This window comes from Vreelandella titanicae, from assembly GCF_014697095.1.
Lineage (GTDB): Bacteria > Pseudomonadota > Gammaproteobacteria > Pseudomonadales > Halomonadaceae > Vreelandella > Vreelandella titanicae.
On the sequence record NZ_CP059082.1, the window covers coordinates 968009 to 988986 of the forward strand.

Consider the following 20978-nt stretch of genomic DNA (forward strand, 5'->3'; position numbering starts at 1 on the left):
GGCAATAAGTCGCATCTTATGCGCAACCGTTGCGTTGCAGCATGTCATTAGGGTGCTTATGATCGTGGCGGTCTTTTTCCCTTCTGATTGGATAACATCGCCATGAAACCACCAAACGTCCACGTAACCCGGCATTATGCTAGCCGGGTCGCTTGGTTGTTGCTCGCCTGCACGCTTTTTGTCTTTCCTTCCCTCTCTTATGCCGCCGCTGGGCCCCTTGATCTTACTCTTTCGCTTGCCGGTATCTCTTCTGTCGTGATCTTCGTGCTCGCCTATGCGTTGGTGATGAGTGAAGAGCTACTGCATATGCGTAAGTCTAAGCCGGTGCTGGTTGCGGCAGGGCTTATCTGGGCGCTAGTGGCCTGGGTCTATGTACAAGCGGGGATGCCGGAAGAGGCGGAAACCGCCTTCCGTGAAACACTGCTTGAATACGCTGAGCTACTGCTGTTTTTGCTGGTGGCAATGACCTATATCAACGCCATGGAAGAGCGTCGGGTATTTGATGCGCTACGTTCTTGGCTAGTGCGTAAAGGCTTCAGCTATCGCTCCTTGTTCTGGATTACCGGTGTCATGGCATTCGGTATTTCGGCGATTGCCAACAATATGACCACCGCCATGCTGATGTGCGCCGTGGTACTCAAAGTGGCCGAGGGTGATAATAAGTTTATCGGCCTTTGCTGTGTCAATGTGGTGGTAGCTTCTAACGCGGGTGGTGCTTTTAGCCCATTTGGCGATATCACCACGCTGATGGTGTGGCAGGCGGGCCAAGTACCATTTGAAGGCTTCTTCGCGCTGCTGCTTCCGGCGGTGGTTAATTTCATGGTGCCTGCGGTTATCATGAATTTCTTTATCGTCAATCGTCAGCCTGCTTCGCTTAAAGAGAATGTCTGGCTCAAGCGCGGCGCACGGCGAATTATCGTACTGTTTTTGATTACCGTGGCCATCTCGGTACTGTGCCATTCTATCCTCTACTTACCGCCTGCCATGGGCATGATGTTTGGTTTAGGCCTGCTGCAGTTCTTTGGTTACTACCTACGCCGCAGCCTGCCGCGTTCGCTTGAACGCAAGCGTGAGCGCTACTCCCGCCGGGGCGATTGGAAGAAGCTGGAGCAGCTGGGTAGCGTGGTTCCCTTCGATATTTTCAGCCGTATCGCTCGTTCCGAGTGGGATACACTGCTGTTCTTCTACGGGGTTGTAATGTGTGTGGGTGGCCTTGGCTTTATGGGCTACCTCAGCCTGCTTTCCGAAACGCTCTACGGCAGTTGGAACCCGGTGTGGGCGAACGTGGTGCTGGGGCTTATCTCGGCAGTCGTGGACAACATCCCGGTGATGTTCGCAGTACTTTCCATGGCCCCGGATATGACGGAGGGTAACTGGCTGTTGATTACCTTAACCGCAGGCGTGGGGGGTAGTTTGCTCTCTATGGGCTCAGCCGCGGGGGTTGCCCTTATGGGGCAGGCGCGAGGTATTTATACCTTTGCCGTACACCTTCGCTGGGTACCGGCAATATTGCTGGGCTATGCCGCCAGCATTGCGACGCATCTTTGGATTAACGGCGCGTTGTTTTAAACGCTGTATAGCAAACTGAAAACGCCCCTCACTGAGTAACCAGTGAGGGGCGTTTCTAGATGTAAATTAAATGGGTTAACGATCAGTCGTTATAGATCGTGGCCAGTTATGACTTGGCAAATATCAGCGAAGCTTTTCGCCATAGGCACCGGGTTGATTTCTTTACCTACCGCGCTCTGTATATCACTGGCTGAGATAATGCCGCGAATTCTAAGTTCGTGGTTATCGTTTTGCTCTGTGATTAACAGGTGTTGATCGGTCACGGCTTCCATCGACAGCACCAGATCCTCAATGGTCAGCGATGCCAGCTGGGCGATGGTCATGGCGCTAAGCTTGTGCCACGGGGTCATGATCATTTCAGCGGTCACTTCTTCGCGGCTGAGGTTACGCTGCTGCATGGCGATGTTGATACGCCGCGTACCAATCACTTCTTTTGAGTTAATAATGCCGATGCAGTGCGCTTGGTGATCCATCACGAACAGCAGTCTTACACCGCTATAACGCATCTTGAGATGCGCCTCGTCGATAGGCGTGTCGGCATCAACGGATTGAGGCATGACTTGGGAAAAGTCGGTCAGTACCGTCATCGCTGGGCTAGTAGGCAGTAGCCGCCGCGCCGTTGGCTTGGCTAGCAGTGGTGCTGAGCCTAGTTGAATTAAGGGTTTAGGTGAAAAAGTCACTTGGTTCATCAGGGTACCTCCATGTGGAGAAAAGAGGGAGCCGTGGGTGTCTGGCTCGCCTTGCACCTCCACAGTTGCACGCAATTCTTATCGCAACCTTAAGAGACTCATAAAACTCAGTTTAGCAAGAAAAGAGGGTGCTACTCCTCTTTTAGGCGCTGTAAAACAATACGCACACGCAATCCCCCACTGGGGGCATCATCAAGCTGAAGGGTGCCGCTATGGCGTGTGACCAGCCGCTCAACGATGGAAAGTCCTAATCCTGAACCAGCACTGGGGCCCGAGCGTTGAAAGCGCTCAACCACTTTTTTGCGTTCATTGATTGGTATCCCCGGGCCTTGGTCATCCACCGTTAATTGAAAGCTTTGTGGCGTCGTCGCTAGGGTGATGCTGATGACACTATGGTTAGGCGAGTGTTGGATAGCATTACCGACCAGATTCTGTACCAGGGTTTCAATGGCACCGGGCTCTTCTAATATCGACCAATCTGCCTGCTCATCTGCATTTAACAGTAGCTGCTGTTCGCGCTCAGCGGCCAGCGGCGAAAGCTTGGCCAGGGTCTCACGCACTTCACTAAGCAACTGGCTAGTGCGGTATTCAGGCTGCGACTCCTCTTCAGGCTCCAGGCGAGCCAGCGTTAAGAGTTGGGTAACCAAGCGCGTGGCCCGTGCAACGCCGCCGCGAAGGTGACTGAGCGCCTCCTGACGATCTTCAAGATTGTCGGCAGTCAGGGCATTCTGGGCGTGTAGATCAAGCACTGCTAACGGGGTACGTAATTCATGCGCGGCATCGGCAATAAAGCGCTTTTCACGCACGCGCATTATGCGGATTCGCTCTAACAGCCGGTTGAGCGCACCGGCGATAGTATCTAGTTCCTGGGGCAGTGGGCTGAGGGTGAGGGGCTGTAAATTATGCGGATCACGATTGCGAATTTGCTCGGCCATGCGCAACAGTGGTACCAAGCCCCAGCCAATCGACCACCACAGCAGGGCGGTGAGTAGCGGCAGGCCAATCAGGTCGGGCAGTAACGTGCGCAATGCTACCGCCCTGATCAGCTCCCCGCGAACGTCTTCGCGCTCGCTAACCACAATCCGCTGTATGGAGTTGGGGATGTCGAGTACATAAATGCGCCATTGGATCTCATCAATAGACTGACTAGTGAAACCCAAAGGGAGATCGGCCAACGGCGACTCAGGGGCATTAGCTGAGCGCAACAGGAGGCGGTTCCGTTCCCATAGCTGAAAGCCCAGCTGGCTATCCGCCCGGTAACCTGCAAAGCGTCGATCAGATCTCGCCGTTTTGCCTAGAGCGCTTTCTAGGCTGTTGAGCAGTACTCCCCGGGCCTCATCTGGCAGCGGTGCTTGCAACAAACCTTCTAATAAGCGCGCATTTTGCTCAAGACTGGCATCGTACAGTGCTTCAATTTCATGGGCAGCGTAGCGATAGCTGATAAAGCCAATCACCAGCATGCTAATGCCAAACACCAGCAGCGCTAGCCCCAGAGTGCGTTGGCGGATAGAGGTCATGAGTGCTGATCCTGGTCCGTTTTATCCATTACGTAACCAATGCCGCGTAGTGTGCGAATCAGGTGAGGAAAGAATTTTCTCCGAAGGTGGTGCACATGTACTTCAATGGCATTGCTTTCTACATCTTCATCCCAGCCATAGACCAAGCGCGTTAGGGTATCGCGGGTGAACACTCGCCCAGGGTGACTCATAAACTCTTGCAGCAGGGTTAATTCCCGTCGTGATAACACCACGGGTTTCCCCTGGTAGCTAACCTGCATGGTTAACGGATCAAGGCGAATACCTCGGCACTCCAGGGCGCTGTTTACCTGGTCACTGCTACGTCTCAACAAGGCTCTCAGGCGGGCTTTTAATTCAGCGACCTCAAACGGCTTGGTTAAATAATCATCGGCACCTGCATCCAACCCGGCGATACGTTCATCGACGGCATCGCGAGCGGTTAATACCAAAATGGGCACGCGATTGCCCTGCCGCCGCACGGCTTCCAGTACCTGCATACCATCCATACGCGGTAGCCCCAGATCGAGAATGACCGCATCAAAAGGTTCACCTTCCTTTAACGCGGCCAAGGCGCTAACGCCATCACTCAGGTGATCCACCGTGAAATTCTCGGGCTTTAATGCCAAGCGAATGCCCGAGGCTAAGCTCGGATCGTCTTCTACCAACAATATACGCATGGCGGGATGGTTACTCCTTTAAATCATTCGCTGCCATTAACCTTTGAAATAAGCACGGATAAGGGTGGCGTGCAAAGGCTTAGGCCGTCAGGATGAGGTTATAAATTGTAGGCTAATAACGTAGCACGCTTTATTACTTCTTCGGAGCTCGGCATTTGATTGATCAGCCATGACGTCTAGTGACCCCTCAAATAGCCCAGAGGTAGTACTTTGCCCGCCAGCACGGCGTCGCGAGGCACTGCTGCAGCTGGCTGCTGCTCATGACCCTGAACAGCAAGCGGCACTGAGCGCTGCCGTAAAGGCAATGTACAATCAACCAGATGTCCAGTGGGATGGGCTATGGATAACTATTGAGGCAGGCCAGTTAGTGAGCGCCATCTGGGTACAACCTCTGCCCATGAATATGGCGCAGCTATGGTTACCCAAGCCGTTGCCCAGCGAACAGGGTGTGCATACTAGCGAGCTATTGCGTGCGGCCAATGCATGGGTAGAAGCCCACAATATTCGCTTGTGCCACTTGGAGCTGTCATCCCAGGCGCCCGTATCAGAAGCGCTGCTACGTGAGCATGGCATGCAGCGTTTGGCTTGCTTGGATCATTTAACCGGCAGTAGCCGCTACCGCTTAGCGATGAATGAAGCGCTGCCGCTTTCACTGCAGCCTCTTTGCGAGTTTTCTTGGGCGGAACAGCTGAATCTGCTGGCCGCAGTGGGTCAGGGTTCGCTGGATAGCCGACCCCTGCGCGACGTACTCTCAGTGGAAGAGTTATTGAATGGGTTTTATCAGCAGGATCCCCAAGCGCCACAGCACTGGTACGCAGTGGGCTATCACGAGGCTGTGGTGGGTGTGCTACTGCTTGCGCCGCGCCCTGCGCTAGGCCGTTGGGAGCTAATGTTAATGGGACTAACACCGAATTGGCGTGGCAAAGGCTTGGGGCGCTCGTTGTTAAATAAAGGCCTCGCGCTTGCCCAGCAGGCTGGCGTGCAGGAGGTCACGCTGGCGGTAGATGACATAAATTTACCGGCTAAACGGCTTTACCAGCAGGCGGGTTTCATACGCTATGCGCAGCAACGTTTATTCGCCTGGAAAGGCAGTGGTGAGAGGAGGAGTTTGCCAAATTAAGCTGCCAATAGTAGTCAACGGTTGAATAGGCGCGCTTAGTAGCATTTTCTTGCGCTTTGCGTTGCCGTTATACTAGTCCTATATGCACGTCTTGGCGTCTCAGCTGCGCACCGTCGATATTGGCGCTGCCACGCACAGGGGTTGAGGATAAAAGTTTGATGACAATACTCAAGAGGTGGTGAGAGTGAAAGCTAAGCTGATCATGAGCGGGCTGGCGGCCCTCGGCTTCATGGCGGGCACATCCAGTGTTTATGCCCAAGATGACGCCGCACGTGATGCGATTGCCGAGCGTTTGGCGCCGGTGGGTCAACTCTGTTTACAAGGCCAAGACTGTGGCACCGCAGCGGCACCTCCTAGCGATAGTAGCAGTGGCGGTGATATCGACGGTGAGGGCATCTACGGTAATGTATGTAGCGCCTGTCATGAATCGGGCGCTGCGGGCGCACCTATTCGTGGTGATGAAGAGGCCTGGGCTGAACGTGCTGAACAAGGCTTCGCCACGCTGCTAGATCACGCTATTAACGGTATTGGCGCCATGCCGGCGAAAGGCGGTAACCCCAACCTTTCCGATGAAGAAGTGGAAGCGGCGGTCGCCTATATGGTTGAGCCGGTTATGGAAGTGCCCGAGTTGAGTGGCGGTGATGAAGCTGCTGCAGAGGCCGAAGCTTCTAGCGACGAAGGTGCCGCCGATGAGGCCGCTACCGAAGAGACCGCCGCTGCTGAAGGTGAAGCGGCAACTGAAGAAATGGCTTCTAACGACGATGCAGCGAGTGAAGAAGACGCGGCAGCAGTTAAAGAAGCCAGCGGTGGCAGCGACTTAGACGGTGAAGCCCTCTACGCAAGCTCTGGCTGTGTGGCATGTCACGATAACGGCGTTGCTGGCGCACCGACAATTGGCGATTCAGAAGCTTGGGCGGCGCGTTTAGAGAAGGGGGCTGATGAGCTCTACGCCAGCGCCATTAACGGTATCGGCGCTATGCCAGCCAAAGGCGGTAATCCCAATCTTTCCGATGAAGAAGTGATGGCCGTTGTCGATTATTTAATGGCTGAAGCCCAGTAAAGTAAGCAGCAATGATTTAGCTTGGTAAATTTATCCACAGGGTGTTTTAGTCGCCGCCCTGTGGATATTCTTTTTTTAAAAGCCTAATTTTATAACTCCCACTTTATCACCCCAGCAGCGAACGCAGCCCGGCAATGGCGTCTTTACCGCGGGCCTGCTTCTTATCCGGATCCTCTTTATCGGCACGACCTTCCCACTCCAAATCCTCCCCGGGAAGCTCGTCTAAAAAGCGGCTGGGCGTACAGTCCATCAGTTCACCGTAGGCTTTGCGCTGGCGGGCAAGCGTCAGCGTTAGCGTGCGCCGCGCCCGGGTAATGCCCACATAGGCCAGCCGCCGCTCCTCCTCCACAGTGCCTACTTCGATGGCGTTGCGGTGAGGCAGTAGATCCTCTTCCAAGCCCATTAAATAGACGTGGGGGAACTCCAGGCCTTTTGAGGCGTGCATGGTGAGTAGCTGTACTCTATCCGAGTCATCCTCTTCCGCCTGCTGCTCCAGAATATCGCGCAGTACCAAGCGTGAAATAGCTGCTTCTACGCCGTCGGTTTCGGTCTCGGTGGAATCGGTATCGTCCTCTGGGTCGCGGTTGAGGGATTTTTCTAGCTGGTCGATTAGAATCCACACGTTGGCCATGCGACGTTCGGCGACGGTGGGCGCGCTGGCGTTTTGATACAGCCAAGCTTCGTAATCCATATCCCGCAGCATGTCGCGAATGGCGGCAATGGCATCGCCTTGATCCATGCGCTTGCGCACGCCGTCGATAAAGTGGGTAAAGCGCGACAACCGCTCCACGGCTCGGGTCGGTAATACTTGCTCCAACCCAAGCTCATGGCAGGCGGCAAACAGCGAAATTGAGCGTTCTGTAGCATAGTTGGCGAGCTTCTCTACCGTTCCAGGGCCCACTTCGCGGCGTGGCACGTTCACAATGCGCAAAAAAGCGTTGTCGTCGGCGGGATTAATCAGCAGGCGCAGGTAAGCCATGGTGTCTTTAATCTCGTTGCGCGAGAAAAACGACGTACCACCGGAGAGCTTGTAAGGAATTTGGTAGTGCTGCAGCTTAAGCTCTAACAAGCGGGCCTGGAAATTGCCCCGATAAAGCACCGCAAAGTCCCGCCACTCGGCCTTTTCCTTGATACGCCGGGTGAGCATTTCGCTGGCGACCCGCTCAGACTCCGCCTCTTCATGACGATTCACGATTACTCGAATAGGCGCGCCGTCGCCCATATCAGACCATAGTGTCTTCTCGTAAACGTGGGGGTTATTGGCGATCAGTGTGTTGGCGGCGCGCAGTATCGTGGCGGTAGAGCGGTAGTTTTGCTCCAGCTTGATGACTTTCAGGCGTGGGAAATCCTCACCCAGGGTAATCAGGTTTTCAGGGCGTGCACCGCGCCAGGCGTAGATCGACTGGTCATCGTCGCCTACCACGGTAAAGGTGGAGCGCTCCGCCATCAGCAGTTTCACCAGCAGGTACTGGGAGACGTTGGTGTCTTGATACTCATCGACGAGCATATAGTGGATTTTGCGCCGCCAGCGCTCTAGTGCTTCCGTATCGTTCTTGAGCAGTACCACCGGCAGCAGAATCAGATCATCGAAATCCACCGCGTTGTAGGCTTTTAAATGGCGTACGTAGGCTTCATACACCCGAGCGGCAAAGTGCTCATCGTCATCAGCCGCAAACGAGAGCGCATCGCTGGGCAGCACCAAGTCGTTCTTCCAGGTGGAAATTTTGCTCTGCACGGCGTTGATCTGCTCGGCGTCCACCTGAGCGTCTTTATTCATCAAATCGCGCAGTAGTGCTTTAGCGTCTTCCGGGTCAAATAGCGAAAAGCCCGGTTTATAGCCCAGGGTTTTAAGCTCGCCACGGATAATATTCAGCCCCAGGGTGTGAAAGGTAGAGACCGTCAACCCGTGGCCCTCCTTGCCGTGGAGCATCTGGCCCACGCGCTCTTTCATCTCTCGGGCGGCTTTATTGGTAAAGGTCACCGCGGCGATTCTGCGCGCGCTCATCCCACACTCTTGCACCAAATAGGCAATTTTAGTGGTGATAACGCTGGTTTTACCGGAACCTGCACCCGCCAACACCAGGCAAGGGCCATCAATGTAGCGCACGGCTTCCTGTTGGCGCGGGTTTAGCCCTTTGATGCGGCTAAGAATGCTCTTGGGCGTTGCGGGCGTCATGGCGTCGGTCGTCCTCTACGAGAGTTGCAGGCGGTTTCAATTACGATTTCAAGTACGGTTTCAAGTACAATCGTCCGCTTGGCGAATGCATAATAAACAGGCAGGTGGAGATGTTTGAAGTAGCGCTTTTTGAACCGCGTATGGCGCCCAATACGGGCAATATCATGCGCTTGGTGGCCAATAATGGCTGCCGGTTACACCTGATTGAGCCGCTTGGCTTCGACCTGGAAGAGAAGAAGCTGCGTCGCGCCGGGCTGGATTACCGCGACCTCGACAACGTCACTCGCCACGCCGATTTTAGCGCCTTTCAGCAAACCATGCAGGGGCGGCGCATCTGGGCGATCACTACCAAAGGCACGCGCACCTACAGCGATGCGGACTTTGCCCCAGGCGATGTACTGCTGTTTGGCTCTGAAACCGCTGGGCTCTCACCCCAGGTGCATGAAGCGCTAACTTCGGAGCATAAATTGCGCCTGCCCATGCAGCCGAACAACCGTAGCCTAAACCTGTCCAACGCCGTGGCTATTGTGAGCTACGAGGCGTGGCGCCAGCAAGGTTTTGCTGGCGCGTTGCAGGTCTAATCAGCCAGCAATCCCATAGCGGTCACGATAAGCCCTGATCGCTTCAGCGTAGGCGAGCATTTCGCCACCGGCATGCTCTTCCAGATAAGTGAGCACTTGCTCCAGGGTAACGATACTGACCACCGGCATGGCATACTGAGCCTGCACTTCCTGAATCGCGCTCTGCTCGCCCTGGCCGCGCTCTTGACGGTCGAGTGCGATAATTACCCCGGCGGCCTGAGCACCGCTCTGCTCAATCAGCGTCATCACTTCGCGAATCGCGGTGCCCGCGGTAATCACGTCATCAATGATCAAAATATCGCCAGCAAGCGGTGCGCCCACAATATTGCCGCCTTCTCCGTGGGTTTTAGCCTCTTTGCGGTTGAAGGCGTAGGGCATATCCCGGTCGTGATGATCGGCCAGTGCCGCCGCGGTGACTGCCGCCAGTGGGATACCTTTGTACGCCGGGCCAAACAACACATCGGCGTTTAAGCCGCTATCGACAATCGCCTGGGCGTAAAAACGCCCCAGTTTGGCCAGCGCACGACCGGTTTGAAACAGCCCTGCGTTGAAAAAGTAGGGGCTAACGCGGCCAGATTTAAGCGTAAACTCGCCAAACTTAAGCACGCCTTGCTCAATGGCAAAGGCAATGAAATCGCGCTGGTAGGGTTGTAGAGTGGTGGCCACGGCATTCCTCACTAGGCGGTAGGTTTAAATCAGTACGAAAGCAACAATAAAAGTGGGGTAAATGGCAAGTTTTACTAGCTGCCTTTACCCAAACGTCTAAACGTCGGGTATCATACAGCAGCGACGCAAAAGGGACGATTTATGAAAATTGCCAGCATCAATGTCAATGGTATTCGTGATGCCGTCGATCGTGGCTTCCTGGACTGGCTGGCTCAGCAGGATGTCGACGTGGTCTGCGTGCAGAACATCAAGGCAAAAAGTTTTGAACTGGGTGACCACATTCTGTATCCGGAAGGCTATGAAGGCTATTTCCTGGATGCCGAAGAGGACGGTTTCTCCGGTGTGGCACTCTATTGCCGCAAAATTCCCAAGGCGATTATGTATGGCCTTGGGTTTCCACAGTGTGATCATGAAGGACGTTTTCTGCAGGCGGATTATGAACGCTTCAGTATCGTCTCCTTCCTGATGCCTGACGGAAGTGACCAAAAAGCCAAACAGGCGTTTATGGAGCAGTATCAAGAGTACCTGACGAAGATGTCGCGCAAACGCCGCGAATACATCCTCTGCGGTACCTGGCATATTGCCCATAAAACCGTCGATTTGGCTAACTGGTCGGATAATCAACTGACCTCAGGCTTCCGCCCGGAAGAGCGCGCCTGGATGGATCAGGTGCTTGGTCCCACCGGGTTTATCGACACCTTCCGCGAAATTAACCGCGATGCAGGTGAGTACACCTGGTGGCCGAAGCTTGACCAAGACGTGCCTCGTGAGCGCCAGGAAGGCTGGCGGATCGACTATCAGTTAGTCGGCCCCAACTTCCGCCGCCACGTGGTCGACGCGTGGATCGATTACGATGCGACCTTCTCAGAGTTCGCACCGCTAATCGTTGAGTACGACCTAGCGCTTTAAGCGCTAGGCAACGAACTTTTCCCGCGTCGCCTGTCACCCTTGCTGATTAGCCGGGGTGACAAACAACAGGCCAGCATTTAGCTGGCCTGTTGTTTTTATACGCCTTACTCTTCACACCTCACCTTCATTACCCTCGAATACCCAGCGCTTCGCGCTGATGGTCGCGAAGTGCATCGCCTGCTTTCTCGGCTAAATCGAGCATGTCATTTAGCTCGGCACGGGTGAAGGCGCCGGCCTCGGCGGTTCCCTGTACTTCGATCAGCTCGCCGCTTTCGGTCATTACCACGTTCAGGTCGGTATCGGCCTTGCTGTCTTCCGGGTAGTCCAGATCCAGCACCGGCACGCCTTTATAAATACCCACGGAAATGGCGCTCACCAACTGCTTGAAGGGATCGCCCTTGATCTTCTTCTCGCGTTGCAGATAACGGATCGCATCGATCAGTGCTACGCAGCCCCCGGTAATCGCCGCGGTACGGGTACCGCCATCGGCCTGAATCACATCGCAATCCACAGTAATGGTGAACTCACCCAGCTTCTTCAAATTCACCGCGGCGCGCAGGCTACGGCCAATCAAACGCTGGATTTCCAGCGTGCGACCGCCTTGCTTGCCGCGGGTCGCTTCACGGCCACTACGGGTGTGAGTGGCGCGGGGCAGCATGCCGTACTCAGCGGTGACCCAGCCCTGATTCTTGCCGCGCAGCCAGCGCGGCACACCGGCTTCTACGCTGGCATTACACAGCACTTTGGTATCGCCAAACTCCACCAGTACGGAGCCTTCCGCATGACGGGTGTAATCGCGGGTCAGGCGAATCTCACGGAGCTGGTCGGCTTCGCGACCACTGGGGCGCACAACATCAGGACGCTTAGCACTGCTCACAAATATTACCTCTCGATAAACGCGTAACTGGGAAAAGCCGTCCATTGTACACGTCTGGGAGTGCGCTGATGGGCTTAACATCCAGCTAGCGTCTTGAAAGGGGCGTTTCAAGAGTAGTACGTAGGCGTCCGAAATACGTGAGCGAAATAGGAACTTATGGACGGATGGTACTTCCGTCTCACGCAACAAGGAATAGAAGCTGCTGCGCGGCTCAAAATTGGCAACAAAGCACCATATCTGCGATGTGTTCGGTGAGCAGGAAATCGGTGGCTATAAGATTTATGGGCCTCTGGCGGTATTTGCTTGGAGCCAAGGGAAAGGAAATCGCCAAGCCACTACGCCCTAGAAAATGCGGGAAACGTCGCCTATTCAACATTGCATAAGCAACCAGCCTTGCGCAAAATCAGCTTGGGTATGGTCATTATCGATTTCGCAGCAGAGGCAACAGATCATGTCATTCGATCCAAACTACGTCGCCACAATTGAAGAAATCGCGGATGCAATCACAAATGATAACGTGACATGGGCTAACCACCTATCCTACGACCCGGATGGCAACGGAGCGATGACTGCTATCTGGTTTGCAACTTTGACAAATTCGTCGTCGCTGAGCGCAGACGACATCTTTGTCATCTGAATCCTAGTGACCGTTGACGACAACAGTAGGGAATAACGGAATTGGCTAATCACGCTCCGTATGATGAACGCAAATCAATAGGCCCTACGCCCGACCTCGCCGCGAAAAGTGCGATCTGTTTGCAGTTGCCCCACAACTCCACTGGCTCTGATGTCATCATCTATGAGAAGGATGCCGACAAGGCAATGGCGCCTGCGTCAATCGTCAAGCTGATGACGGCCATCGTTGCTATCGAGATGGCAAGTAACTTCCAGTTGCCGAAAAGCTTCAAGCTAGAGATGGTTCCTGAAGATGATGTCGAAGGATCTGGTCGTAACCTTCATGCAGGAGACCGCCTTTCACTCGGCGACAGCATCGCTAACCTTTTGGTGCCGTCATCAAATGTAGCAGCCAATCTGATTGCGCGGACATTTGGCCAAATGATGCTGGGATCGAAGACATGCACAAGTCACGACGCCGTGCAACGCTTCGTTGCGGAAATGAACACGACCGCTCGAAATCTTGGGATGACGAAATCGCAATTCCTAAACCCACACGGGTTGGCGGTACGCGGACAACGATCTACCGCCCGAGATTTATCATTGTTGGTGAAGAAATGTCTGATCTATGGCCCGATTACGAGGGTTTGGGGGGCCAAAGCTTTTGCTATCGGGATAACGGGACCGGTGCCGCGCAGGCTGGTTTTAAAGTCTGCTTTTCACTCCTCAACGCGACGGGCTGTACCGGAATTCTCGCTTCCGCAATATCTTGGCGGGAAAACGGGCACGCTGTGGCCAGCTATATTCAACCTGGCATCTGTTTCGGCAACTAAGAACGGAGGGATCTGCGTCTCAGTATCGTTTGGGTCACCAACAGTAGAGGAGCGATACCACGACTATTTAAAATTGGTTGACCTCAGTAATGAATTAGCACGTGGCACCGTCTGAATCTGTACCTTGCACCGCTGATGCATCATTGCTCCGGGTGGGAACGATGTTTATGTTTTGTTCCCGGATTTCGGACGCCTACGCACTACTCATGTAATGACCCCATGAAACAGGTTGGCTGTGTCAGTCGAGACGCCCTTCGTAAAGTTTCTTGAAAGCGGCATAACGCGCAGTGTGCAGCGCCTGCATTGCCTGGTCGGGCTCTAATGTTTGTTCGCCTGGGGCGAGGCCATTGGCAACGCTAAGCATCTCACCATTGGCCTGAGCAGCCAGCGCCGCCACGGCTACCCCAAGTAGTACGGGTTCCGGCGCATCCGCCAGCACAACCCGACAACCGGTACCGTCGGCATAGAGCTTTCGCAGCAGTGCTGAACGTCCATGCCCTCCGCTGAGGTGCAGGGTATCGATGGCATAACCATGGGAATTCATACGCTCTATGATGGCGCGGGTGCCGTAAACCAGCGAGGTGGCTGCCGCCCAATAGACCTTGATGAAGCTCTCGCGAGGAGTATCAAGGGTCAATCCCGTGATGGAGCCGCGAATTTCCGGATCCGCCAAGGGTGAGCGGTTGCCAATGAAGTCAGGACAAACATGGGTGTCAGGAGCTGGGTCGCCGGATGCCAAGCGCTCGAGTAGAAGGTCTGATAACGCGCCGTGAAGATCGTCGCCGAATTCACTGCTGGCTGAAAATAGTGCCGCCAGGTGATCTAGAAGGGCACCGGTAATGCTTTGCCCCCCTTCGTTGGCAACAAAACCGTCGCATAGCGCCCCCGGATAAGGACCCCACACGCCGGGTACCTCTCGCCGCACCGGCTGGGCGCCGATATGGCAGGTGGAAGTGCCGCCAATCACGGCAAGGCGGCGCTCGGGAGCATCAGCGAGGCTTCTGCCTAGCGTGCCAAGCGCACCGGCATAGGCATCAATCATGCCCACTGCGAAGGTACACCGAGTCGTCAGTCCCAAGTCATCGGCGGCTTCTTCGGTCAACTGCCCAAGTGCTACGCCCACGGGAAGGGCTTGGTCGGGTAATCGGGCGCACTCGAGTACATCCTGCATATCTATCTGCTTTAGAAAGTCGTGATCCCAGCCATGACCAGGGCGTGGGTCAAACGTCCACTTGCAGGAGAGCATGCAGACCGAGCGTTCAAGAGAGCCGGTGCATTTAAAGCCCAGCCAATCGCCTAGATCACCAGCGTAGCCGATCTTTGCATAGAGCTCGGGCCGGTGCCGCTTCAACCACATGAGCTTAGGCATCTGCATCTCTGGAGACATGACGCCACCCAGATTGCGCAGCGGCGCTGCCTGGGTAGCCGTGCACTCAGCGGCTTCTGCGGTTGCCCGATGATCCATCCACACAATGATATTCCACGCCTCATCGCCCGGTGAGAGTGCTAGCGGCTTATCCTGCTTATCAAGGAGCACCAACGAGCAGGTGGCGCTCACCGACATACTGGTGATGGAATCGGACGTTACACCGGCAGCCTCGCGGGCGCACTGGGTTGCACTGCATACCGCGCGCCAGATATCCGCTGAGCTTTGCTCCACGTGATGCTCGGCAGGGCGATGCATTGCAATGGGTGTTTTCGCTTCGGCAAGCATCACGCCATCCGGCGTGAAAATGCCTGCTCGGGCGCTGCCCGTACCGATATCAATGCCTAGAACATGTTCTTGATGACTCATGGGAAAACCTTACTCACGACTGTTTAATAAATGGCATACGTAGTGCCATTACAATAATTAGAAAAGCCCCCCATACCGCGGTGGCTAGATGCTGGCTGGCGCCCATCAGATTCATGCCGGAAGCGATTACCTGCAGGCTCATCAAGCCCAGCACCAGTGGCAGTACGCGGCCAAAGCCACCAAAGGGGTTTGCCCCGGCCAGAAAACAGGCCAAAACCGTAATCAGTAGGTAGCTCTCGCCGTGGCCTACACGTACAGAGTTAAAGCGGGCGAGCATCACCATGCCCGCTAACCCTGCCAAAATGCCGGAAATCGTGTAGACGGTGATCAGCACGCGCTTGACGTTAATGCCCGAGTACTCCGTCGCCCGAGAGTTGGAGCCCAGCATATAAATCGAAAAGCCAGTGCGGGTGAAATGCATGATGTAGATCAACCCTGCGGCAGCGGCGAGAAAGATCAGCATGGGGATTGGTATGCCCAGAAAACTGCCGCTGCCGATGGTTTGAAATACCTCCGGCATGCCTGAAATACCGCCACCGCGGGTTAAAAACTCACCCACACCCTGCAGAAAGATCATTGCCCCAAGGGAAACCAAAATGGGGTGGGCGCCCACATAGGCAACGATAACGCCAATCAAAAAGCCTGCGGCAGCGCCGACGGCAAGCCCGGCGATAATCGCTATGGGAACGCTTAGTATGCCCATGCCCGCCAGTAACCCCTGTACCAGCCAAGCGGTCATCAGCCCTGCGATATTGGCGGTAAAGGTAACCGAGAGGTTCAGGCCACCGGAAATGATGGGCAGCAACATCGCCAGTGAGAGTAACCCCAGCTCCGGCAGCTGCATCGACATCGAGCCAAAATTAGTGGCGGTCAGAAAGCCCGGTGCCAATAGCGAGAAGAGTCCAATACTGCCGATGAGCAGAGCCGTCATGGCGGCCACTTCAATGCTATCGCCCCCCAGGCGGAGTCCGGCCGTGGAGGGCTGTTTATTCAGGCGCTTATTCATACGTTCCTCGCCTTGGTGGTGCGGGGCAACAGGTTGCCTAGGTTGCTGGTGGTGATCGCAATCAAGATAATCAGCCCGACAATCATGCGGAAGGCGTAAGGAGTGACGCCCAGCAGGTTCAGGCCGTTTTGGACAACGGCGAGAAGCAGCACGCCCAGTACAGCGCCGAGCACTGAGCCGCGCCCGCCGCCCAGGGTGGCGCCGCCTAGCACGACAGCCGCCAGAATTGGCAACTCCTGGCCTATCAAGGCGTTGGGCACGACCTCTTGTACGATATGAGCCTGCATCAGGCCCGCCACCCCCGCGCATAGACCCAGCCAGCCGTAGGCAAAGGCATGGATCTTCCAGACACTAACGCCAGAGCGGCGGGCGGACTCGGGATTTGATCCGAAACCGTAGATCGCGCGCCCAAAACCGGTGCGGGCCAGAATGAACCAGGTGAGTATTACCATCACCACCATAACTGCCGCGGGTAAGTAGAGCGTGGCTGATCCGCGTTCGGCGGGTAGGTCAAGCAACGGAACCGAGTAGTAGAGCCAATCGGGGATGTCGTAGATGGATACCCCGCTGGTGAAGTACATCAAGAGGCCGAAAAACAGGTTAAATGTGCCGATAGTGACGATGATCGAAACAATTCGGAAGCGGTGGATCAGCAGCGCATTGAAGAGCCCCAGTAGCATACCAACCAGCATCGAAAGCAGGATGCCAAGTAACCAGTTGCCTCCGCCCAGGTAATTCATCAGGAGTGACAGCACCACGTACTGCACCACGGATGCCGCCACGGCGAAGGAAATATCTATCCCACCCGCAATCAGAACGACGACCAGGCCCACTGCAAAGATGATATTGACCGACTGATTGTTAAGCAGGTCAAACAGGTTCTGAAAGGTGAGAAAGCTGTCGGTCGCAAGTGCTAACACCACGCACAGCAGCATGAGGATGCTCAATAGAGTACCTTCAGTGCCGATCCTTCTGTTTAGCAGTCGTTTATGCATTGATGATCGCCTCCAGCGCTTCTTCCGTGGTCTCCGCAGGTATAACCTCGGAGTAGATGCGCCCCTCGCGCAATACGAGCGCACGGTCTGCGTTCATCCAGATTTCTCCTGCTTCATCCGAAATCAGAATGATGGCCATGCCCTGGTCGGCAAGATTTCTGATGATGTCGAAAATACCGGCTTTGGCGCCTACATCGACGCCAATCGTCGGGCAGTCAAGAATGAGAACGTCGGGTTCGGTGGCTAGCCATTTGGCGAGTGCAATGCGTTGCTGGTTACCGCCGGATAATGAGGAGACCGCAAGCTCGGGATCACTCACCTTGGTTTTAAGCTGCTCAATCCAGTGGGCGGTCAGTGCCTTGATGCGCTGAGGGGAGAGAAAAAAGCGCGGTTTTTCCAGCCTTGGTAATACGGTCACTGCGGTATTCATATTGATGGACTGGTTTTGCACCAGGCCAAGATTGAGTCGGTCTTCAGAAAGATAGGCAATGCGATGGCGCACGGCATCGCGGTTGGAACGCAGCGCCAGCGGCTGCCCCTCTTTTAGCAACTGCCCTGAAGTGGGCTGGGTCATCCCAAAAATCGTGTGGGCTATTTCGGTACGCCCTGCGCCCAGCAAACCCGTCAGGCCAAGAATTTCACCGCGATGCAGGGTGAAAGAGACATTTTCAAATTCCCCTTCACGACTTAAGTTTTTAAGCTCCAGTACCGGGGCGCCTTTGTGTGTTTCAGCACGAGGGGTAAACTCAAGTTCAAGCCCGGTCATCAGGGTTGAAAGTCGTGCCTGGGTCATCCCCTCGGTGGGGTAGGTGCCGACCAACTTCCCGTTGCGGAGCACGGTGACGCGTTGACACACCTCCAACACTTCCACCAGCCGGTGGCTGACCAAGACAATGGAAATGCCTTTCGCCGCCAGTGAGCGGGTAATGCCCAGCAGCGTCTGCACCTCTTTATAGGTAAGCGAGGCGGTGGGCTCATCCATAAAAATGATACTGGCCCCTGCACGCAGCACGCGGCAAATCGCAACGAGTTGACGATGGGCAATCGAAAGGTCTTCAACACGGGCCATCGGATCCAGGTCGAGGCCAAACTGCTGAATGATCTCGCGGGATTGCGTCAGCGCATCTTTGTAGGAAATAGGCCGCCAAGGCTTGGCAACGTAGTCATCGAAGACGATATTTTCCGCGACGGTCAGGTGCGGGAACAGCGCGAGATCTTGCCAGATCACATGGATGCCCCGGTTGCGCGCCTCTATCGGGCTAATGGCAGAGAGCGTTTCATCGCCAAACGAAAGCTCTACCCCCTCTTCAGGCGTGTATACGCCGTTAATAATTTTAATGAGCGTGCTTTTGCCACAACCGTTTTCACCTGCAAGGCAAAGCACCTCACCCCGGCGAAGTTCGAATTCGACATCATCGAGCACCCGGCTTTGACCGAAAATCTTGCTAACGTGACGCGCTCGAATCGCGATATCGCCCATTGGAGGCTCCTCTCTCAACATCACTGCCGCGCTCTTCAGGAGCGCGGCAGCCTTTACACGATCAATAAGCGCAGTCTTACAGGCCGAGCTCTGCCAGCTCATCCACGGTATCTTTGCTCAGCTTGAGTGGCTGTGAGGCAAAGATCGTTTTGCCGTCCAGGGTAATTTCACCCAGTACCGGCAATTCGGCGCCATCGGTAATCTCTTCGCCGTTATAGAGCATTTCACCCAGGGCAACGAACGCTTTGCCCGCGTCCAGAGGGCTCCACTGGAAACCACCGGTAATCACACCTTCGTGCACCAGACGGCGCCCCTGGCCAGGAGAGAACAGGCCCATAACGGCCACATCCCCTTCCAGCCCCCGCTCTTTCACGGCCCGAGCAGCGCCGATGGTTCCCTGGCTACCAAATGACATGATGCCGGCCAAATCTTCGTGGGCACGCAGCAAGTCCAGGGTGGTGTTGCGGCTGTCATCGACGCTTTCGGCCACGCCGAAACGATCAGCGGCCTGGGTCAAGCCCGAGCAGTTATCATCGAGCCAGCTCACGGCAGCATCTGCCCAGGCGTTGTGAGCGGGAACGCTGAGGCCGCCAACGTAAACGGCATAAGAGCCTTCGCAGCCGGTGGTGTCAGCCAATAGCTTGGCGTGCTCTTCACCTAACTGCTGCGCTGAAATCATTTCAAAGTCGTAGTCGATGTTGACCGATTCGGGGCTTTCATGGGTCAGTACGATAATTCCCTGATCACGTGCTCGTTCCAATACCGGCTCAAGAACCTCACGATCATTCGGGACAACGCCAATGACATCAACGCCACGGCTGATCAGATCCTCTATCGCGCGTACCTGCAGGGCGGGGTCAGCACTGGTGGGGCCTACCATATAGGCTTCTACTCCAAGCTCTTCACCCATTTGTTCGATGCCCATTTCCATGGCATTGAACCAGGGGATGCCCCCCACCTTGGCGACCACGGCAATCGTAGGAGACTCCTGAGCCATTGCGCCGGTGCTGCCGATAATGCCTGTTAGCGTAGCTGCGGTAAGAAGTGCTTTGTATTTCATTGTGATTTCCTGCTTGCTGTTGGCTGACCCAGTCAGTGGAATAGAGTGCATTGAAGCGCTTTAATAGTGCTGCTGTACGTTGCGTCATGGTCAAATAAAATGGCGCAGACGCTTCCGAGCCTCACAATGCATAGGAGCTTTACACAGTGCTGGATACGTTGAGTGGTGCCTAAGCGATGCGTCATCGCTATCGTTATTGTCATTTAGTCGAGAATGCACAATCGGTTGTGCATAGCGTAGGATTGATCTATTGCATCATCACGTCAATGCTACTTTTATCTAATCGCAAGGAGCTGCCACGTGGTTAGCGACTCTTCATCCAAGCGGCTGACTATTTACGACCTGGCGAGGTTGGCAGAAACATCGCCCAGTACCGTCAGTGCCGTGCTCAACGGCACTTGGCAGCGCCGTCGCATCAGCAAGAAACTTGCCAGCAAAATTCTTTCGCTCGCCCAGTCGGAAGGCTACTCGGCCAACATGCAGGCCCGTGCCTTGCGGCGCGAACGCTCAGGTATCATCGGCATGATCCTGCCGCTGTACGACAACCGCTATTTCAGTTCGATAGCCCAACATTTCGAATCAGAAGCACGTCGACGGGGGCTGTTTGCGATTGTTTCGTGTACGAATCGAGATCCCAAGCAAGAGTGTGAAGCAGCCCGAATGATGCTGGCTTACCGTGTTGAGTGCCTGGTATGCACCGGCGCAACGGATCCGGATACGATTGCACAGATGTGTGCAGAGAGCGGCGTGCAAAGCATTAATCTCGATCTTCCTGGCAGTAAGGCACCGTCGGTGATTTCCAATAACCGTGATGGCGCGCGACAGCTTACCCATGCCATCCTCAACCGCCTTGCTGAAGAGAAGCGCAGTGATGACCCTGTGCTATTTATTGGCGGCCGTGATGAGGATCACAATACCCGCGAGCGTATTGCCGGCTTCAAGCAAGCGAGAGAGGAGGTGGGGCTGGCGACGGCGGAAGAGAATATCCTCCCCTGCGATTATGCTGCCGATAAGGCCCAGGCTGCGTTGGCAACATACATGCGTAACCGGTCTACTCTGCCCAGCGCTATGTTCGTCAACTCCACGATTTCTCTTGAGGGCATCGTTCGTGGGTTACAGCTAAATGGCTATTATCTAGATGACATTATTTTTGGTTGTTTTGACTGGGATCCTCTTGCCGCTGCCTTTCATCCGCGTTTGATGATGGTTCGGCAAAATGTGATCGAGATGATCGACCGCGTCTTCGAGCTGATTGATACGCCACCGCGGGATTCCCGTCTGCTCATAGAGGTTCAGCCAGAAATAATGGGTGTTTGATACGCTCTTTCGCACAGCATTTACTGAATCGAATGA

General features: G+C 55.0%; 18 protein-coding genes. 7 read left to right on the top strand and 11 right to left on the bottom strand.

The annotated features are described in order from the left end of the window. Nucleotides 1–102 precede the first annotated feature (102 nt). A complete protein-coding gene (gene nhaD / locus HZS52_RS04590) occupies nt 103–1569 on the top strand; it encodes a sodium:proton antiporter NhaD (protein WP_022521061.1) in 1467 nt (488 codons plus the stop codon). A gap of 89 nt (nt 1570–1658) precedes the next feature. Here the strand turns inward: nhaD and HZS52_RS04595 are convergent, their stop codons facing one another. From HZS52_RS04595 to HZS52_RS04605, 3 genes are all read right to left on the bottom strand, one after another. Beyond that, nucleotides 1659–2258 carry a CBS domain-containing protein gene (locus HZS52_RS04595; protein ID WP_027958514.1) on the bottom strand — a complete coding sequence of 200 codons (600 nt, stop codon included), beginning with the start codon at nt 2256–2258 and terminating at the stop codon, nt 1659–1661. Between the two features lie 131 nt (nt 2259–2389). After that, nucleotides 2390–3775, bottom strand: coding sequence for an ATP-binding protein (locus tag HZS52_RS04600; RefSeq protein ID WP_009286329.1), 1386 nt, complete (start codon nt 3773–3775; stop codon nt 2390–2392). Then, entirely contained in the window at nt 3772–4452 is a 681-nt protein-coding gene (locus tag HZS52_RS04605) for a response regulator transcription factor (RefSeq protein ID WP_009286328.1), read from the bottom strand. Before HZS52_RS04605 ends, HZS52_RS04600 begins: the two co-directional genes overlap by 4 nt. A 169-nt stretch (nt 4453–4621) precedes the next feature. Between HZS52_RS04605 and HZS52_RS04610 the strand changes: the two genes are divergently transcribed. Beyond that, nucleotides 4622–5572, top strand: a complete 951-nt coding sequence (locus tag HZS52_RS04610; protein ID WP_009286327.1) for a GNAT family N-acetyltransferase — start codon at nt 4622–4624, stop codon at nt 5570–5572. A 184-nt stretch (nt 5573–5756) separates the two neighbouring features. After that, nucleotides 5757–6632: a c-type cytochrome gene (locus HZS52_RS04615; protein ID WP_039857834.1), complete on the top strand. Its 876-nt coding sequence runs from the start codon at nt 5757–5759 to the stop codon at nt 6630–6632. A gap of 106 nt (nt 6633–6738) precedes the next feature. Here the strand turns inward: HZS52_RS04615 and rep are convergent, their stop codons facing one another. Next, nucleotides 6739–8808: a DNA helicase Rep gene (gene rep / locus HZS52_RS04620; RefSeq protein ID WP_009286326.1), complete on the bottom strand. Its 2070-nt coding sequence runs from the start codon at nt 8806–8808 to the stop codon at nt 6739–6741. A 110-nt stretch (nt 8809–8918) separates the two neighbouring features. On the opposite strand from rep, the gene HZS52_RS04625 reads away from it, so the two are divergent. Next, a complete protein-coding gene (locus HZS52_RS04625) occupies nt 8919–9389 on the top strand; it encodes a tRNA (cytidine(34)-2'-O)-methyltransferase (protein WP_022521067.1) in 471 nt (156 codons plus the stop codon). Here HZS52_RS04625 and pyrE read toward each other — a convergent pair whose 3' ends face one another. After that, a complete protein-coding gene (gene pyrE / locus HZS52_RS04630; RefSeq protein ID WP_039857831.1) occupies nt 9390–10055 on the bottom strand; it encodes an orotate phosphoribosyltransferase in 666 nt (221 codons plus the stop codon). Nucleotides 10056–10196: 141 nt separating this feature from the next. Here pyrE and HZS52_RS04635 point away from each other — a divergent pair, with 141 nt between their 5' ends. Further along, nucleotides 10197–10964, top strand: a complete 768-nt coding sequence (locus HZS52_RS04635) for an exodeoxyribonuclease III (protein WP_009286323.1) — start codon at nt 10197–10199, stop codon at nt 10962–10964. A gap of 127 nt (nt 10965–11091) precedes the next feature. Here the strand turns inward: HZS52_RS04635 and rph are convergent, their stop codons facing one another. Beyond that, nucleotides 11092–11814, bottom strand: coding sequence for a ribonuclease PH (rph, locus tag HZS52_RS04640; protein WP_170834128.1), 723 nt, complete (start codon nt 11812–11814; stop codon nt 11092–11094). A gap of 705 nt (nt 11815–12519) precedes the next feature. Here rph and HZS52_RS04645 point away from each other — a divergent pair. After that, nucleotides 12520–13404: a D-alanyl-D-alanine carboxypeptidase family protein gene (locus tag HZS52_RS04645; protein ID WP_039857826.1), complete on the top strand. Its 885-nt coding sequence runs from the start codon at nt 12520–12522 to the stop codon at nt 13402–13404. 123 nt (nt 13405–13527) lie between these two features. Here the strand turns inward: HZS52_RS04645 and HZS52_RS04650 are convergent, their stop codons facing one another. The 5 genes from HZS52_RS04650 to HZS52_RS04670 form a co-directional block, all read right to left on the bottom strand. After that, nucleotides 13528–15084 (bottom strand): FGGY family pentulose kinase, encoded by a 1557-nt coding sequence (locus HZS52_RS04650; protein ID WP_009286321.1) that lies wholly within the window; start codon nt 15082–15084, stop codon nt 13528–13530. A 13-nt stretch (nt 15085–15097) separates the two neighbouring features. Further along, on the bottom strand, nt 15098–16090 hold the full coding sequence (locus tag HZS52_RS04655) for an ABC transporter permease (protein WP_039857823.1): 993 nt from the start codon (nt 16088–16090) through the stop codon (nt 15098–15100). Then, a complete protein-coding gene (locus HZS52_RS04660; protein WP_022521073.1) occupies nt 16087–17085 on the bottom strand; it encodes an ABC transporter permease in 999 nt (332 codons plus the stop codon). The genes HZS52_RS04655 and HZS52_RS04660 overlap by 4 nt, the downstream gene beginning before the upstream one ends. After that, a complete protein-coding gene (locus HZS52_RS04665; RefSeq protein WP_223828048.1) occupies nt 17078–18565 on the bottom strand; it encodes a sugar ABC transporter ATP-binding protein in 1488 nt (495 codons plus the stop codon). Before HZS52_RS04665 ends, HZS52_RS04660 begins: the two co-directional genes overlap by 8 nt. A gap of 76 nt (nt 18566–18641) precedes the next feature. Further along, the gene (locus tag HZS52_RS04670; RefSeq protein ID WP_039857817.1) at nt 18642–19625 is read right to left on the bottom strand and encodes a substrate-binding domain-containing protein; all 984 of its coding nucleotides are present in this window, start codon (nt 19623–19625) and stop codon (nt 18642–18644) included. 300 nt (nt 19626–19925) lie between these two features. Here HZS52_RS04670 and HZS52_RS04675 point away from each other — a divergent pair, with 300 nt between their 5' ends. Then, nucleotides 19926–20942, top strand: a complete 1017-nt coding sequence (locus HZS52_RS04675; protein WP_009286319.1) for a substrate-binding domain-containing protein — start codon at nt 19926–19928, stop codon at nt 20940–20942. Nucleotides 20943–20978: the final 36 nt, after the last annotated feature.

Bases quoted from the DNA above. Each gene is read 5' to 3' on its own strand.
- HZS52_RS04595 (WP_027958514.1), bottom strand. From the start codon at position 2,258: ATGAACCAAGTGACTTTTTCACCTAAACCCTTAATTCAACTAGGCTCA.
- HZS52_RS04660 (WP_022521073.1), bottom strand. From the start codon at position 17,085: ATGCATAAACGACTGCTAAACAGAAGGATCGGCACTGAAGGTACTCTA.
- HZS52_RS04665 (WP_223828048.1), bottom strand. From the start codon at position 18,565: ATGGGCGATATCGCGATTCGAGCGCGTCACGTTAGCAAGATTTTCGGT.
- rep (WP_009286326.1), bottom strand. From the start codon at position 8,808: ATGACGCCCGCAACGCCCAAGAGCATTCTTAGCCGCATCAAAGGGCTA.
- HZS52_RS04610 (WP_009286327.1), top strand. From the start codon at position 4,622: ATGACGTCTAGTGACCCCTCAAATAGCCCAGAGGTAGTACTTTGCCCG.
- HZS52_RS04625 (WP_022521067.1), top strand. From the start codon at position 8,919: ATGTTTGAAGTAGCGCTTTTTGAACCGCGTATGGCGCCCAATACGGGC.
- HZS52_RS04600 (WP_009286329.1), bottom strand. From the start codon at position 3,775: ATGACCTCTATCCGCCAACGCACTCTGGGGCTAGCGCTGCTGGTGTTT.
- HZS52_RS04650 (WP_009286321.1), bottom strand. From the start codon at position 15,084: ATGAGTCATCAAGAACATGTTCTAGGCATTGATATCGGTACGGGCAGC.
- nhaD (WP_022521061.1), top strand. From the start codon at position 103: ATGAAACCACCAAACGTCCACGTAACCCGGCATTATGCTAGCCGGGTC.
- HZS52_RS04670 (WP_039857817.1), bottom strand. From the start codon at position 19,625: ATGAAATACAAAGCACTTCTTACCGCAGCTACGCTAACAGGCATTATC.
- HZS52_RS04655 (WP_039857823.1), bottom strand. From the start codon at position 16,090: ATGAATAAGCGCCTGAATAAACAGCCCTCCACGGCCGGACTCCGCCTG.
- HZS52_RS04605 (WP_009286328.1), bottom strand. From the start codon at position 4,452: ATGCGTATATTGTTGGTAGAAGACGATCCGAGCTTAGCCTCGGGCATT.
- HZS52_RS04635 (WP_009286323.1), top strand. From the start codon at position 10,197: ATGAAAATTGCCAGCATCAATGTCAATGGTATTCGTGATGCCGTCGAT.